The sequence below is a fragment of the Winogradskyella aquimaris genome (genome assembly GCF_042676105.1).
Taxonomy (GTDB): domain Bacteria; phylum Bacteroidota; class Bacteroidia; order Flavobacteriales; family Flavobacteriaceae; genus Winogradskyella; species Winogradskyella aquimaris.
The window spans coordinates 149,944-165,736 of the sequence record NZ_JBHTJQ010000004.1; the positions used below are offsets into that span (position 1 = coordinate 149,944).

The 15,793-nt window shown below is 34.6% G+C and carries 16 protein-coding genes; 7 read left to right on the plus strand and 9 right to left on the minus strand.

Features of this window, described 5'->3' with window-relative positions; all coding sequences use genetic code 11:
* Positions 1 to 4 precede the first annotated feature (4 nt).
* Together ACFQ1K_RS05105 and ACFQ1K_RS05110 are read left to right on the plus strand one after the other, a co-directional pair.
* Positions 5 to 247 (plus strand): DUF1456 family protein, encoded by a 243-nt coding sequence (locus tag ACFQ1K_RS05105; protein WP_320556761.1) that lies wholly within the window; start codon positions 5 to 7, stop codon positions 245 to 247.
* A gap of 84 nt (positions 248 to 331) precedes the next feature.
* On the plus strand, positions 332 to 1,033 hold the full coding sequence (locus tag ACFQ1K_RS05110) for a phosphoadenylyl-sulfate reductase (protein ID WP_320556760.1): 702 nt from the start codon (positions 332 to 334) through the stop codon (positions 1,031 to 1,033).
* Between the two features lie 50 nt (positions 1,034 to 1,083).
* On the opposite strand, the gene ACFQ1K_RS05115 is transcribed toward ACFQ1K_RS05110, so the two are convergent.
* The 3 genes from ACFQ1K_RS05115 to ACFQ1K_RS05125 form a co-directional block, all read right to left on the minus strand.
* Positions 1,084 to 1,428 carry a hypothetical protein gene (locus ACFQ1K_RS05115; protein WP_320556759.1) on the minus strand — a complete coding sequence of 115 codons (345 nt, stop codon included), beginning with the start codon at positions 1,426 to 1,428 and terminating at the stop codon, positions 1,084 to 1,086.
* 155 nt (positions 1,429 to 1,583) lie between these two features.
* The gene (gene sucC / locus ACFQ1K_RS05120) at positions 1,584 to 2,774 is read right to left on the minus strand and encodes an ADP-forming succinate--CoA ligase subunit beta (protein ID WP_320556758.1); all 1,191 of its coding nucleotides are present in this window, start codon (positions 2,772 to 2,774) and stop codon (positions 1,584 to 1,586) included.
* Positions 2,775 to 2,876: 102 nt separating this feature from the next.
* Positions 2,877 to 3,539 (minus strand): hypothetical protein, encoded by a 663-nt coding sequence (locus tag ACFQ1K_RS05125; protein WP_320556757.1) that lies wholly within the window; start codon positions 3,537 to 3,539, stop codon positions 2,877 to 2,879.
* Positions 3,540 to 3,645: 106 nt separating this feature from the next.
* Between ACFQ1K_RS05125 and lysA the strand changes: the two genes are divergently transcribed.
* From lysA to ACFQ1K_RS05145, 4 genes are all read left to right on the plus strand, one after another.
* Positions 3,646 to 4,851: a diaminopimelate decarboxylase gene (gene lysA, locus ACFQ1K_RS05130; protein ID WP_320556756.1), complete on the plus strand. Its 1,206-nt coding sequence runs from the start codon at positions 3,646 to 3,648 to the stop codon at positions 4,849 to 4,851.
* A 204-nt stretch (positions 4,852 to 5,055) separates the two neighbouring features.
* Positions 5,056 to 5,781, plus strand: a complete 726-nt coding sequence (locus ACFQ1K_RS05135; RefSeq protein WP_320556755.1) for a hypothetical protein — start codon at positions 5,056 to 5,058, stop codon at positions 5,779 to 5,781.
* 83 nt (positions 5,782 to 5,864) lie between these two features.
* Positions 5,865 to 7,052: a DUF1624 domain-containing protein gene (locus ACFQ1K_RS05140; RefSeq protein WP_320556754.1), complete on the plus strand. Its 1,188-nt coding sequence runs from the start codon at positions 5,865 to 5,867 to the stop codon at positions 7,050 to 7,052.
* A gap of 164 nt (positions 7,053 to 7,216) precedes the next feature.
* Positions 7,217 to 7,939, plus strand: a complete 723-nt coding sequence (locus ACFQ1K_RS05145; RefSeq protein ID WP_320556753.1) for a DUF6090 family protein — start codon at positions 7,217 to 7,219, stop codon at positions 7,937 to 7,939.
* A gap of 26 nt (positions 7,940 to 7,965) precedes the next feature.
* On the opposite strand, the gene ACFQ1K_RS05150 is transcribed toward ACFQ1K_RS05145, so the two are convergent.
* Positions 7,966 to 9,387 (minus strand): M20/M25/M40 family metallo-hydrolase, encoded by a 1,422-nt coding sequence (locus ACFQ1K_RS05150; protein WP_320556752.1) that lies wholly within the window; start codon positions 9,385 to 9,387, stop codon positions 7,966 to 7,968.
* Entirely contained in the window at positions 9,380 to 10,258 is an 879-nt protein-coding gene (locus ACFQ1K_RS05155; protein WP_320556751.1) for a PPK2 family polyphosphate kinase, read from the minus strand. Before ACFQ1K_RS05155 ends, ACFQ1K_RS05150 begins: the two co-directional genes overlap by 8 nt.
* A gap of 93 nt (positions 10,259 to 10,351) precedes the next feature.
* Between ACFQ1K_RS05155 and ACFQ1K_RS05160 the strand changes: the two genes are divergently transcribed.
* Complete coding sequence (locus ACFQ1K_RS05160; RefSeq protein ID WP_320556750.1) at positions 10,352 to 11,536, plus strand: hypothetical protein; 1,185 nt, start codon at positions 10,352 to 10,354, stop codon at positions 11,534 to 11,536.
* A 2-nt stretch (positions 11,537 to 11,538) separates the two neighbouring features.
* On the opposite strand, the gene ACFQ1K_RS05165 is transcribed toward ACFQ1K_RS05160, so the two are convergent.
* From ACFQ1K_RS05165 to ACFQ1K_RS05180, 4 genes are read right to left on the minus strand one after another with little or no spacing between them, the layout of a single operon-like run.
* Positions 11,539 to 12,702: a sigma-54-dependent transcriptional regulator gene (locus ACFQ1K_RS05165; protein WP_320556749.1), complete on the minus strand. Its 1,164-nt coding sequence runs from the start codon at positions 12,700 to 12,702 to the stop codon at positions 11,539 to 11,541.
* A 2-nt stretch (positions 12,703 to 12,704) separates the two neighbouring features.
* The gene (locus ACFQ1K_RS05170; RefSeq protein WP_320556748.1) at positions 12,705 to 13,592 is read right to left on the minus strand and encodes a DUF6268 family outer membrane beta-barrel protein; all 888 of its coding nucleotides are present in this window, start codon (positions 13,590 to 13,592) and stop codon (positions 12,705 to 12,707) included.
* A 5-nt stretch (positions 13,593 to 13,597) separates the two neighbouring features.
* On the minus strand, positions 13,598 to 14,473 hold the full coding sequence (locus ACFQ1K_RS05175; protein ID WP_320556747.1) for a mechanosensitive ion channel family protein: 876 nt from the start codon (positions 14,471 to 14,473) through the stop codon (positions 13,598 to 13,600).
* A 4-nt stretch (positions 14,474 to 14,477) separates the two neighbouring features.
* Entirely contained in the window at positions 14,478 to 15,791 is a 1,314-nt protein-coding gene (locus ACFQ1K_RS05180; RefSeq protein ID WP_320556746.1) for an ABC transporter permease, read from the minus strand.
* Between the last annotated feature and the right edge of the window lie 2 nt (positions 15,792 to 15,793).

Consider the following 15,793-nt stretch of genomic DNA (forward strand, 5'->3'; position numbering starts at 1 on the left):
AATTATGACAAACAACGATATATTAAAGAAACTCAGGGTTGCCCATAAACTCAGAGACGAAGACATTGTAAAAATTCTAGCGCTTGTTGATTTTAGAATCTCTAAAAGTGAACTAAACGCCTTCTTTAGAAGAGAAGATCATCCTAAATATATGGAATGTGGAGACCAGATTCTAAGAAACTTCCTCAATGGATTAATTATTCATTTAAGGGGACCCATGCCAAAAACACAAAAAAAGAAGGAATAAATTATCAACTTCACAAAAATAAACACGTCATTTTTTTGTTTGAAACTAAGCCCATATCTTGCCTTATAAAAGTTGATTTATAGCATGATTGATACCTCTTCAAATTATACTCCATTGCTAGATATTTCTGTAGAGGAAATAAAAGCACTTAACAATAAATACAAACCGTTATCTGCTCAACAGCGCATAAAACAATTGTACATAGATTTTGATATTACTGACATTATGCTCACCAGTTCATTTGCAGCGACTTCGGCGTTTTTATTAAAGTTGGTTTCAGATATTAACAATAAACAAGAAGTCTTTTTTATTGATACAGGTTATCATTTTGAAGATACCCTGAAATACAAGTCTACGCTAGAAAAGAGTTACAATCTCAGCGTTACCTCTATTTCTGCAATTAAGGAAGAACACGAATTTACAACCAGAGATGAGACTTGGAAGAAAAATCCGGATTTCTGCTGTTCGATTAACAAAGTTCAGCCTTTAGAAAAAATAAAAAAGGAATACAAGGTTTGGATTTCAGGTTTAATGGAGTGGCAAAGTGATCACAGAGCAACCTTAGATATCTTTGAAGAACGTGGTAATATTTTAAAGTTTTACCCACTTTTAGATGTTAGCAAAGAAGAGCGAGATGCTTTTATAGAAGAACACAACCTTCCTTTTCATCCTTTAGTGGCTAAAGGATATCACTCTATTGGTTGTAAGCATTGTACAGTACCTGGTGAAGACCGAAGTGGTCGTTGGAATAACAATCCTAAAACCGAATGTGGTTTACATTTATAAAAAGAGCAACGGTAATCGTTGCTCTTAATAACTTTAATTCAAAATGGATATTATTGAGATTTTAACATCCTAACAGGCAAGGTATAATAGTTAAGGCTACCAACTACATTTTGTGGGACTTTCTTATAGTTTAATCTATTTTTAATAAAGTCCCCTACCTTTTCATCGTTAGTATCTACAGACAGTACTACAATTTCATTATCTTTATTAATGGCAATCTGCACAGTTGCATTGATATCTTCATTCAATTGAAAATACGGGTCTTCTAATAATTTACTTACAGTTTTAGTAATTAAGTTGGGCTCGTCAGCTTCTTCGATTGGATTTGTGCTTGCTGAAACAGCACTACTAAGCGCAATCGTTGCGATTAGTACAAACATTTTTAGTGTTTTCATAATTATTCGTTTATAAGATTGATACCTAAAGGACGGCAATTAATTGCAGATTGTTACAGTTGTTAACATAGTTTAACCTTGATTAGCAGAGTATTAATACAAAAAAAGCGCCTTTGAAAAAAGGCGCTTTACTAAATTTCTATTATATTTCTTCCTTAAGAAAGAACGTCTTGTACTTTATCAGCGGCTTCTTGGAATTCTGTAGCACTCAATACGTCTAAACCAGAATTATCAATTAAGTCCTTAGCTATATCTGCATTGGTACCTTGTAAACGTACGATAATTGGTACGTTAATGTTACCCATATTTTTATAAGCATCAATAACACCTTGTGCTACACGATCGCAACGTACAATACCACCAAAAATATTTATTAATATGGCCTTTACATTAGGATCTTTTAAAATGATTTTAAAAGCAGCTTCTACTCTAGCAGCATCTGCAGTACCACCAACGTCTAAGAAGTTAGCTGGCTCACCACCTGCTTGCTTAATTAAATCCATAGTTGCCATTGCTAAACCAGCACCATTTACCATACAACCAACATTACCGTCCAAATCTACGTAGTTTAAGCCCATTTCACCGGCTTCTACCTCGATTGGGTTTTCTTCACGTTTATCACGTAATTCTGCTAAGTCTTTATGTCTGTATAAAGCATTATCATCTAAAGTCACTTTAGAATCTACTGCCATAATCTTATCATCACTAGTTTTTAAAACTGGATTGATTTCGAATAATGATGCATCAGACTTTACATAAGCTGTATAAAGAGCAGTAACAAATTTGGTCATTTCTTTAAAGGCCGCACCTGACAGTCCAAGGTTGAAGGCTACACGACGTGCTTGAAATGGCAAAAGGCCTAAAGCTGGGTCTACTTCTTCAGTAAAAATTAAATGAGGAGTCTTCTCGGCAACTTCTTCTATATCCATTCCCCCTTCCGTAGAGTACATAATCATGTTTTTGCCAGATCCTCTGTTTAACAATACAGACATATAGTATTCCTCTGGCTCGTTATCGCCAGGATAGTACACGTCCTCAGCTACTAATACTTGGTGAACTTTCTTACCTTCTGCAGAGGTTTGTGGCGTTACCAAATTCATCCCTATGATTTGTCCGGCAAGGTCTTTAACCTCATCTAAATTTTTGGCAAGTTTTACACCTCCACCTTTTCCACGTCCACCAGCATGAACCTGAGCTTTTATAACATGCCAACCTGTGCCTGTCTCTTCAGTTAATTTCTTAGCTGCTTCTACAGCCTCGTCAGCACTTTGAGCTACAATACCACGTTGTATGCGAACTCCAAAACTGCTTAATAATTCTTTTCCTTGATATTCGTGTAAATTCATGTGTGATCTGAAATTAATTCGTTTGGCAAAAATACATATACGCGTAGTTTAAACCAATAAATTTTAGGTTGAATTTTTAACGATTTTGTTCATCGGATTATATTATTTCTTGTTCAAGTTTTTAATGACCGAAAATGCACTGTCTACATACACATCTTCAATAACAATGGTAAATTCATTAGTCGTAGAAATGACTTCATATAGTGGAACGTTTTGCCATGCCAATCGTTTTAAAATTTGATAATAGAGCCCAGCAACAGTAGTATTACTCTTAGGCAATGTTAAACTGATTGCTGATAAATTTTCTTTGACCGCGATACGGTCTTCATTTTTAAAACTCTCCAATACAGACGTGCGTTCTGAACTTGAAATGATAATATTACTTTCTAAAATGCCTCTGGTGAACGTATAAAAAATATTGTTTTTATCTTTTATCTTGGTTAAAATAGCAGCTTGACTATCGATTAGCGTACTAGAATTCTTGTACGTGAAATCGCTAAGATTGGATCGTAAGGTAATATCACCCAACTTAGCAAGTAGAGCATCCAGTCCATAATAGGGTTTACTAACCTCCAAGCGCTCTTTAAAACGTCTTAAGGCCATCATTATAGCACCTGTCTTAACAGGTTTTCCTAATTGTAGAGACACTTCATTTTGCAGTGCATCCGCTAATGCCGAATAATTTATAATTTCTTTAGCCAAACCCTCTTCCAAAAAGGGCTGGCGTAAAACAATGGTTTCCACACAAGATGCAATAGTTTTCATTTTGTTAATTATTTAACTTAATGTGTAAAATTAGTAAATAATGTGAAATAAATTCCAGCAAACTCATACTAAGTTTAAGTTTGCATCCTTATTTTTAACTTGCGCGATGGAAAACAACACTTTATTACAGATTGTAAAAACATACGGCAGCCCAACCTATGTGTATGATGCTGAAAAAATAACCTCTCAATACAACAGATTAACAAATGCTTTTAATACCGTAAAGCACCTAAAAATTAACTACGCAGTAAAGGCTCTCTCTAATATTTCAGTGTTGAAACTATTCAACAAAATGGGTTCTGGCTTAGATACTGTTTCCATACAAGAAGTTCATTTAGGACTTAGAGCAGGTTTTAATCCAGAAGATATTATATACACTCCAAACGGTGTTTCTCTTGAAGAAATTGAAAACGTAGCACAGCTAGGTGTGCAAATTAATATCGATAACCTTTCCATATTAGAACAATTTGGTTCTAAGCATCCTAACATCCCTGTATGTATAAGAATTAATCCTCATGTAATGGCTGGTGGAAATACAAATATTTCCGTTGGTCATATAGATAGTAAGTTTGGGATTTCAATTCATCAGATTCCGCTTCTACTGCGCATTGTAGAAAATACCAAAATGACCGTTAATGGCATACACATGCACACAGGTAGTGATATTTTAGATATTGATGTGTTCCTATATGCAAGTGAAATTTTGTTTGAAACAGCGATGAACTTTAAAAACCTTGAATTCATAGATTTTGGTTCTGGTTTTAAGGTACCTTATAAACAAGGCGATATAGAGACCAACATTGAAGAACTTGGCAAAAAACTATCAAAACGATTTAACAGCTTCTGTAAAACCTATGGAAAGGATTTAACCCTTGCATTTGAGCCTGGAAAATTCTTGGTGAGCGAGGCTGGAGTTTTTCTAGCTAAGGTCAATGTTGTAAAACAAACCACATCAACCGTTTTTGCACAAATCGATTCCGGATTTAATCATTTAATAAGACCGATGCTCTACGGCTCACAACATGAGATTATTAACATCTCTAACCCAAAAGGTAGAGAGCGCTTCTATTCTGTAGTGGGATACATTTGTGAAACAGACACCTTTGCAAACAATAGACGAATTGCTGAAATAAACGAAGGTGATGTTCTCTGTTTTAAAAATGCAGGTGCATACTGTTTTACAATGGCAAGTAACTATAACTCACGATACCGACCTGCGGAAGTTCTCATTTACAACGACACACCACAGCTGATAAGAAAAAGGGAGACTTTTGATGACATCCTCAGAAATCAAATGGAACTGTCATTTTAAGATTTTCTAACAATAAAATTCTTACATTGAATAATATTTTATATCTTTAGATAATTATCTTATTGAATTTCAGTTCGATAATTATCATAATTTGTTACTTGTTTACCGCTCCTGTTTATTTAGAACTTAGTTTATAATTCTGATGATTCATCCGAATTTATGTTTGGTTTGCTATTAATATTAATCAACTAAACTATTACAAACATGAAAAAACTAGGTTTATTACTCCTGGCTGTTCCATTTTTCTTAATGGGACAAAACGAATCAATCATTAATAATATTACCCACATTCAAGTTAAAATGGGCCATGAAGCACAATTTGCTGAAGGCGTTAAAATGTACAAGAAATGCTATGAGGAAAATAATGGAGAAGGCACATGGAATTTTTGGCGAAGAGTCCAAGGTGCCAATACGGTTTATGCCGTAACGGATACTATGGAAAACTGGGCTGAAATGGATGACGAAAACGATGAAGCAGGTAACAGTTGTCGCAGTATTTTCCCAAGTTTTATTCTTCCTCATATGGAAAGTGTGGATTATATGATATCCGAAACCATGCCAGAAATCAGCAACGACTCTCAAGAAGGCAAGGACAAAGTATGGGTCACTTATTTTAGAGTTGATAATTCAACAGATTTTATGGAGGTGATTAAAGCCTTATCTGGTGAAATTAAGAAAGCCGAAGGTGATGAAAGAGGGTATTGGTATTCTGTTGCGGGAGGCTCTACAGATTCAGCCGACTATTTGGTAGCATGGCCATTTGATAAATATGCAGATCTCGATGTTGATATGGATGGAGTATGGAAAATATACGAAAAAGCCCATGGCAAAAAGAAAACTGAAGAAATGCGGAATAAATTTAGAAATGCACTCGATGACGCTTGGTCTTACATCTATGATAAAAGTGATGACTTATCCAAAACTGAATAAGTAATTCAACTCAAATTATGATACGAAAAAATGCCAATTAAGTTTGGCATTTTTTTGTTTATTCACTTAAAATAAAAGTACAAATGGCATCAATCAAATCTACCAGAATTGAATCCATAGACATCCTCAGAGGTCTTGTTATGGTTATTATGGCATTAGATCATGTAAGGGATTATTTTCATATCAATGCTTTTACGAGTAATTATCCAGAAAATATGGCAACTACCAATATTTTCTTATTTGGCACGCGTTTCATCACCCATTATTGCGCCCCAGTTTTTGTATTCCTTGCTGGAACCTCAGCCTTTCTCTATGGACAAAAGAAAACTAAGGGTGAGCTATCTAAATTCTTAATCACACGAGGATTTTGGTTAATTTTTGTTGAAATTTTTATCAATAATTTCTTGTGGTGGTTTGATGTGTCGTTTGGCTTTACTAATCTTCAGGTAATCTGGGCTATTGGTGTATGCATGATCATTCTTGGACTTGTTGTTCATTTACCAAGAATACTAATTCTCATATTAGGACTTGCACTTGTATTTGGGCATAATATGCTAGATGGTATTACAAAAGAAGGAACTAGTTTTGAAGCTATACTTTGGTATTTTTTGCATCAATCCAATGGTATTCCATTAACTCAGGAGAAATTTTTATGGTTCTCATATCCTGTCTTACCTTGGATAGGAGTAATAATCTTAGGTTACTGTTTTGGGGAATTCTATAAAAAAGGAAACTCATTAAACTTGAGAAGAAAATGGCTTTTATATATTGGTTTTGGCTCTATCATTTTATTCTTCATCTTGAGGGGAACAAACCTTTATGGCGATTTAACACCATGGACCTATCAAGAAAACACAGAGAAAACCATTATATCATTTTTTAATGCAACCAAATATCCTCCATCCTTAGTATATCTTCTTATGACATTAGGGCCAGCATTATTATTTCTTTATGGAATTGAGAATATCAAAAATCGAATCACTAATTTCCTTCTTGTTTTTGGACGAGTCCCATTTTTCTACTATATCCTTCATATTTTGGTAATACACACTGCGGCTATTATCGGTTTACTCATAACAGGTAAGGATTGGAAATTAATGATCTTAGACAATGAAACCATAAACTCGGGCATCTTACAAGGTTATGGTTACTCACTCATTACAGTCTACATCATTTGGGTTATCCTGATTATGGTTTTATACCCAATCTGTAAAACCTATATGCGATACAAACTAAAGCATAAAGATAAGTGGTGGTTAAGTTATTTGTAACTTTAAGGTAATTTGCTACACTTACATAATGAACCCATTTAAAACAAAACCATGAGCGGATTTGACATTGTTATGGTGATTGCTGTAATTCTATGTGCAAGGCTAGGCGTACGCCTAGTTTTAAAATATCGGAAAATGAAACAAGATCAAAAAAAACAATAACCATGATTAGCATCTTTAGAAAAATAAGGAAATCGTTCTTTACTAATAAAGCCAGTAATTACCTTTTATATGCCATTGGTGAAATAGCATTGGTGATGATTGGTATTTTACTAGCAGTACAAGTGAACCACTGGAACGAGAAGCGAAAACAGGACAAACAACTTAAAGTTATTTTAAAAACAGTTCGTGCTGATTTGGTTACGGATACACTTAGGGCTGATGGTATAATTACCTTTTATGACTCTATCAATAAATACAGCACCAAAATTATCAATAAAGAGTATAATACCAATTCCATTGATAAATGTCTTATGTGTAGAAGTCTCACGACACTTTATCAACCCTTTATTATCCAAGATAAAGGATACAACATGCTTAAGAATTTCGAAGAATTAGAGACTATTGAAATAGATAGCCTTCAAAATAACATACTTCAGTTTTACAAGACCATGACGGATATTTTAGGACAAAGCAATGAATTTATAAAATCTGAAACCTTGCGTAATCTAGACTATTATAAAAATAAAGACTGGTTCGTAGATTGGATGCAAGGTCGGTTTACAGACGAAATGAAAGTTTATTTTGGCAATTCAGTAGATTACAGAAATAGAGTTGCTGCAAATTATATTTTAGCAAGTCAGAATCACGCCAATTTTGTTAGAGCTCATAAGCGCAGTGCAAAAGAACTCATAACCTCTATCGACAATCGGTTGGAAGCTGATTAGAATATATTTTTGATGAAAAATGGCAACTAATCTTTAATATCTTTCATTTCAAGGCTAATTTCCACACCATACTTATCTACTAAATACACTAAAGCCGTCATGGTGGCAGCACCTAATTCTAACTCACGTTTATTTACATGTTCAAAGGTATCATTCGCTGCGTGGTGATGATCAAAATAACGCTGGGAATCCGGTCGTAAGCCAGCTAATAATATATCATCATTTTTCAAAGGACCAATATCTGCACCACTATAACCCTTTTCGAAAAAATGAATTAAATACGGCTTAAATAGTGGTCTCCATGTATCAATCTTTTTTAACATCAAATCACTACCATCAAAGCTAAACCCTCTTGGTGTAAAGCCACCGGCATCACTTTCTAATGCAAAGATGTGTTTTTCGCCTTTTTCTTTAGCAATTTCGGCATACTTACGTCCTCCTCGTAATCCGTTTTCTTCGTTCATAAAAAGAACAACTCTAATGCTTCGTTTTGGTTTTATGCCGTTTTCTATTAATAGTCGTAACACGTCCATTGACTGCACGACACCTGCACCGTCATCATGTGCTCCATCACCCAAATCCCACGAATCTAAATGGCCACCAACAATAATGTACTCATTAGGAAATTCACTTCCGGTAATTTCGCCTATGACATTATAAGATTGTACATCATCAAATTGCTGGCAACTCATTTCAAAAAAGAATTCTAAATCCTTATCCTTTTTCAAAGCTTCACTGAGCTTTACCGCATCATTCGTGCTTATAGCAGCAGATGGTATTCGCTTTTCTGCTGGCAAATCTCCATAACTCATACTGCCAGTATGTGGATAATCGTCCTGTCTAGAACTTAATGAGCGCACAATAGTCCCAACAGCTCCATACTTAGAGGCTTCGGCAGCACCTCTATAACGTTCTGAGGAACATCCACCATAAGCCTCAAACGTATTAATCAAATCTGGCTGTAATGCTCTATTTATAAATACGATTTTACCCTTAATTTTATCCTCACCAAGGCTTTCTAAATCTTTATGACTTCCTACTTCGATTACTTTGGCTTTTACTCCATTTTCTGGAGTAGCGACCGAGCCCCCTAACGCACAAATATTCACCTTGTCCAATTCTCCATTTGTTGAAATATAGGCCATTTCCTTCTCACCTCTTTCCCATTTTGGTACCATTACAGGCTGTAGCCACACTTTATCCAACCCAAGTTTTTCAAGTTCTCTTTTGGTATATTGCACAGCTAATTCTGCATTAGTTGAACCTGATAAACGACCACCTATAGTATTAGACAAATAATCTAACCAAAGGTAACTCATACCGTTGGTAAGGGAGGTTTTATAGATATTTTTTAAAGCACCTTCATCAGTTTGTGAAGTAGCACCCAACGGACTTAGCAAAAGCCCTAAAACGATTAATTTTAAAAATTTTTGCTTTAGTTTATTCATTTTCCAATTCTTGTTTATACATACCAATTTTAGCTTTCTCCGATTCTGGTAACTCTGGTTCCTTAATATCCTTGTAAGTTTTTAAAGTGTCATATAAGATTTTTGCTACCAAGTATCTCGCTGTTGGTTTATCATCCGCAGGAATATTAAACCAAGGTGCATGGGCTTTAGAACTTCTATTCAATATATCTTCATAGCAGGTTCGGTAATGATCCCATAGCTTGCGTTCATCAAGATCATCAGCAGAAAATTTCCATTGCTTGTCTTTCCTATCTAAACGTCTTAAAAGTCTATTTTTCTGCTCGTCTTTTGATATGTTCAAAAAGAATTTGAAGATGATAGTACCATTATTAGCGATATGTTTTTCAAAATTATTAATTTCCTCAAATCGCCTATTCCAAAAAGCATCGTTGACGTCATTAACTGAGTCAATTCCTGGCATATTTTCATACATTAAATATTCTGGATGAACACGAGTTACTAAAACGTTCTCATAATGCGTTCTATTAAAAACACCAAATTTCCCACGTGCGGGTAATGCTATATAGTGCCTCCAAAGGTAATCATGTTTAAGTTCTATTTCGGTTGGTTTTTTAAAACTGTGGGCTACAATTCCTCTAACGTTAAATTCTTTAAAAACTTCGCGAATTAAACTATCCTTACCTGCCGTATCCATGCCTTGTACACAAAAAAGTACTGAATACTTACCATGTGCGTACATGGCGTTTTGAATATCTGCCAAGTCTTCACATACAGTCCTTAGCTCGCGTTCTATTTTCTTTTTATTGACCCCTAAATCATAAGATGTTGGTAAATCTTTTATGCTGACTTGGGACTTAATCCTGAAATCTTCTATGTTAATATTTTTCATTTATTTTAATTAAATCTCTAATATAATGAAGATTTAATAGATTTGGGAAAGACAATTAAACCAAGGCAACTTTTGAATCTAAAAAATATACAATTGTGTTTATTATTAATAAGTTCTATATGTTCTTTTTCACAAGATTTAAGTAAGACAATAGATATAAACAATAGTATAAAAAAGGTAAGTGTTGTTTCTACACACCCATTCGGTATTTTTTTTTCGAGATGGCAAGGGAATTTTCAAAGTAAACCGCTTGGAGAATATAACTTAAATATAAATCTTGAGAGCGGAAATGTATGGTCACCACCCGTCACCGCGTATATACCAAATAATGTTGCTGATAGGGAGTTTATTAGTACGAGACCATGGCATGTTAGAGAATTTATTGTCGATGTTGACACTTTAGATGCTAAAACATTAGAAGTTCAAAATGACGGGGTAATTAAAGGCCTACGCATAAACTTAAATATCCCCATTAACACTAAAAGTGAATTAAAAGTTGGCTTAAGATCATTCTTATTAACTAGAGGTAAATTTCCATTTTCTTTAATAACTAATGATGACACTATCGAGTATTTTCACGAAAATATTGCCGGTGGAAAAGATCCCTTCGACAGGCAATTGTATCCTTTAAATAAAGCTCGAATTAGATATAAAGATAGGAGAGACCAAATTATGGACATAAATAATGGAGATTTCATTTTAAGTGGATTTGAATTTAGCTATTACCGATACCCGAAAGTATTAATTGCAGGATTGGACTTTAATTATGGAACACATATTGGGATAAACACATCGCGATTCAATGCTTCCCTAGATATAGGAGCTTCAGTGAACCTTAGGAAATCGATTGAGTTAAACACTAAAGATTCATTTGATATTGGTTTGAGTATAGGTGGGACTAAGAACAACCTTCTTAATTTTCAAAGTGATAACATAGACTTTAGTTCAAACACGTTTATAGGTTATTTTGAAACACTAGTACAGTTCAGTTTTCTATCAAAAAGTAAAAGAACCCGACATAGTTTCGCGACTGATTTTTACTTCCAAACAAGTTTAAATAATAAAAATGAATTCGATTATATCATACCCACCAAAAACGGAACATCATTTAAGTCATGGAATTCTGGAATTTCTAATTTATATAGAAATAATAACTATTGGACACTAATGTACTCATTAACCAAAAAAATGACTACTACATTTTACATCCAACAAGATCTTACGGTTAACAATAATCCAGATATACAAACTGGCATATGTGTCTCTTTTGGCCTTTAAAATTATTTTGAAGCAAATGCTTTTACATCGGATTCACTTACTTCTTTCCCTCCTAAAATTATCAACCGTTCAATGACATTTCGCAACTCTCTAATATTTCCTGTCCAATCATAATTTTGAAGAAGCTTTATAGCTTTATCAGAAAAGGATTTTTTTGTATTTCCTTGTTCTTGTGAAATTTTATCAGCAAAATAATCTACTAAAAGTGGAATATCTTCTCTCCTATCGTTTAGTGCTGGTACTTCTATTAAAATAACAGCTAATCTGTGATACAGATCCTCTCTAAAATTACCTTCTTCTATCTCCTTTTTTAGATCTTTATTGGTTGCAGCAACCACCCTAACATTGACCTTAATATCCTTATCACTACCTACACGCTGTATACGGCTTTCCTGTAATGCCCTCAGCACTTTTGCTTGTGCAGATAGACTCATATCTCCAATCTCATCTAAGAAAATAGTGCCTCCATTAGCTGCTTCGAATTTACCTGCCCTATCTTTATTGGCCGATGTAAATGCACCTTTGACATGACCAAAAAGTTCACTTTCTATCAACTCACTTGGGATTGCAGCGCAATTTACTTCTATCATAGGGCCTTTTGAACGCTCGCTTTTTTGGTGCAACCAATGGGCGACTAATTCCTTACCTGTACCATTGGGTCCGGTAATTAAAACTCTAGCATCCGTTGGCGCGACTTTATCGATCATACTTTTAATTCGAGCAATAGCATCGCTTTCTCCAATCATCTCGTAGTTCTTACTTACTTTTTTCTTAAGCATTTTATTCTCCACTACGAGTTCCTTTCGATCTAAAGCAATTCGTACCGTATTTAATAATCGGTTGAGATCTGGCGGTTTTGAAATATAGTCAAATGCACCTAATCGCATTGTATTAACCGCTGTATCCAAATCCCCATGACCAGAAATCATAACCATAGGAATCTCTGGTTTTAGCTTTTTAACCGCTTCCAGTACTTCTACCCCATCCATTTTTGGCATCTTAATATCACAAAGTACTAAATCAAAATCACCCTTCTTAATTTTTTCAATACCAACCAAACCATCCTCAGCTTCTTCTACTTTGTAATTGTCGTTTTCTTCGGACAGAATTTTTACTAACACTCTGCGGATTGCCGCTTCATCTTCAATTATTAATATTTTTGACATATTTATATTTTAAATTTAATTCCCGTTCTCAGATAAAATGCGTTTAGATTATTTAACCGAAAGACTTCGTCTCTAGCATCATTACGCAATACGTTGTTCAGTCTAAATGTGTACCCAATATAAGAATAAGCTACCAGATTTTTAGTAAAACAATATTCATACCCAATTCCACCAACTGCAACGGAAAGTGAAATATTGTCAATGCTTCGACCATTAACTATTGTAGGCTCTTGAACATGGGCAAAATAGCCATCTAAACCTGCAAAGACCTGTAGCATGTTTTTATAATTAAAAAAGTGCTTAACATTTGACTTGGGTACACCAGCATTAAATGACCATTTCTCATTTATCCTTCTGTAATAACTTATAAAAGGTAATGGAAATGGCACCCCTGCCGTGGTATTATAAGTCAAACCTAAGATTAACCGATATGGTCTTTTTATATCCGAATCCGTGCGGTCTTTGACCATATAAGCACCACCATTTAAAAAGACATCGTCAAAAGTCAATGTTTTTGTTAACGTTGAGGCGATGCGTGGGTTGATTTTAAAACCAAATCTCCACTTGGAATCAGACTTAAATGTGTAAGCCAAATTAAGGTCTATAATGTGTATCTGTTCCAACAATCCAACATTGAATGGATAGTTATCTTCGAGATTAAGGATAATTCTATTGTACTCACCTCCTATTATAAAATAGTCTTTATCGTCGACTTGTATCGGATAGTTAATTAAAGCCCGTAACCTGGTATATTGATCCTCTGACCTTGTGCTGGGTATAAAAGAATACTCAAGGCGAGCTAAATCTGTAAGTTGTGCGCTTACGGTATGTACGCAACCTATAGCCAATAGAGCTAAAATCGCATAACATTTTAATAAGTGTAAACTCATTTGCTCTATTTTTCGATAATATGGATGTCGCGCTGAGGGAAAGGAATAGTAACCTTATGCTCTCTAAATAGCTTATCAATCTCAAAACGGATATCACTTTTAGGAAAGGTTGCTTTAAAACTATCGTTAAGTGTAAATACAAGCTTAAAGTTTAGGGAACTATCCCCAAAGTCCATAAATAAAACTACAGGCTCTGGTTCTGCAATAACATCTGGATGCGTACGCGCTGCCTGTAGCAATAATTTTTTTACCAATTGTATATCACTACCATAAGCTACCCCGACTTCAACACTTTCACGTGTTTCAGAGCCGTTTTGAGTCCAATTATAAAGCGAATTGGTTAAATACAAATGATTAGGAATCACCAACACCTTATTATCTATGGTTACAGCTCTAGTCGTTCTTAATTTAATTTCTTCAACCCTACCAACCTTTCCATCTATTTCAATAATATCCCCAACATGTACGGATTGGTCCAAAAGGATAAAAACCCCTGAAAAAATATCCTGAAACAAGGTCTGTAAAGCAAGACCTATACCAATAAGCAATGCTGCTGAAGCGGCAAAAACAGCAGTAACATTAACTCCGACCGAATGCAAGGTAATAAGTAATATAATAATGTAGATTAACCATCTAAAATAACCGTAAACAACATTGAACTTTCCCTTATCGGTTTCGGGTAAATTTCTTGTAATAATTTTTAGTAAAACCCTTAAGACTACCTTAGTGAGTACAATCACGGTAACCACAATTAGCATGTCTAAAATTGAGATGCTTATTTCCTTGGTGAAATCTACATGAAGGCTTAGAAACTCCTTTACACGTTCTAAAACTGAATTATCTGTAATTTTTTCTTCTATATCTTTCAGGTCTTGAATCATACAATTAATATTTCAACCATTTAAAAAGTTCTTTATAGGTTGGTTTTTTACCATACATTAAGATACCTACACGATAAATTTTAGCAGCAAACCATACTGCAAAAATAAATGTACCTATAAGAAGCAACAGCGACAATCCTTGTTGCCATAAAGGTACACCAAATGGAATACGCATGAGCATGACTACTGGTGAAGTTAATGGAATAAATGAAAATACTGTTGAGACCGTGCCATGAGGATCCTCAATTACTGTAAACACACCAACATAAACAGCCAAAATTAAAGGCATTAAAATAGGCAACATAAACTGTTGTGTATCCGTTTCGTTATCTACAGCTGCACCAATGGCTGCATATAAGGAACTATATAACAAATAACCTCCAATAAAGAAGAACATAAAAGCTATAACCAGGTTTAGAATTGGTAAATGACTGATGCCTGTTAAGATATTTTCAGCCATCATCTGAGCGCCCTCACTTTGCATAGCCTCATTCATCAATTCTTGTTGTGGTACAGAAGTTTGGCTGAGGTCAATACCAAAAATAGCAGAAACGACTACCATTAAGACACCACCTAAAATCACCCAAATCGTAAATTGGGTTACACCAGCCAAAGATGTGCCTATAATTTTACCCATCATTAATTGAATTGGTTTTACGGAAGAAATAATCACCTCTATAATCCTACTTGTTTTTTCTTCTATAACACTACGCATTATCATATTGCCATAGATGATAATGAACATAAACAACAGGTAGCCTGCAATACCACCAAAGGCCAGTTTAATCACATTGTCAATTTTAGAGGTTTTTTCACCCTCAAAACTTTCTTGTGTAATATCAACACTTGTCTTTGAAGCTTCAATCTGCGCAAGGGATACTCCATCTTTTTGAAGTTTCATCTCACGCAAATTTTTTTCTATTTTCCTTTCGATGCTAGAAATTAATGTTAACGAAGGAGTCTCCTCAGAATAGAATTTAATGTTTTCCGAAATCTCATCTAAGGAATCTACTTTAGCCACATGAAGTAAACCGTAATTATCGGTTTCCTTTACTAACTTCTTAGCATCCTCCAAGCTAAAATCATTAAGAACATTATAAGTTGTATTCTCTGTATTCTGAAATACATCTTTTAAATACCCTGTCTCATCTAATACTGAAATAGTGCGCTTTTTGTCATTGTTTAATTGCGAAAGATATGCCACAACTGCAATGAGGGCAATCATTATAAGAGGACTTAAAAAGGTCATGATGATAAAAGACTTATTCTTAACCTTAGTCAGGTATTCACGCTTTATAATGAGTGGAAGATGATTCATTC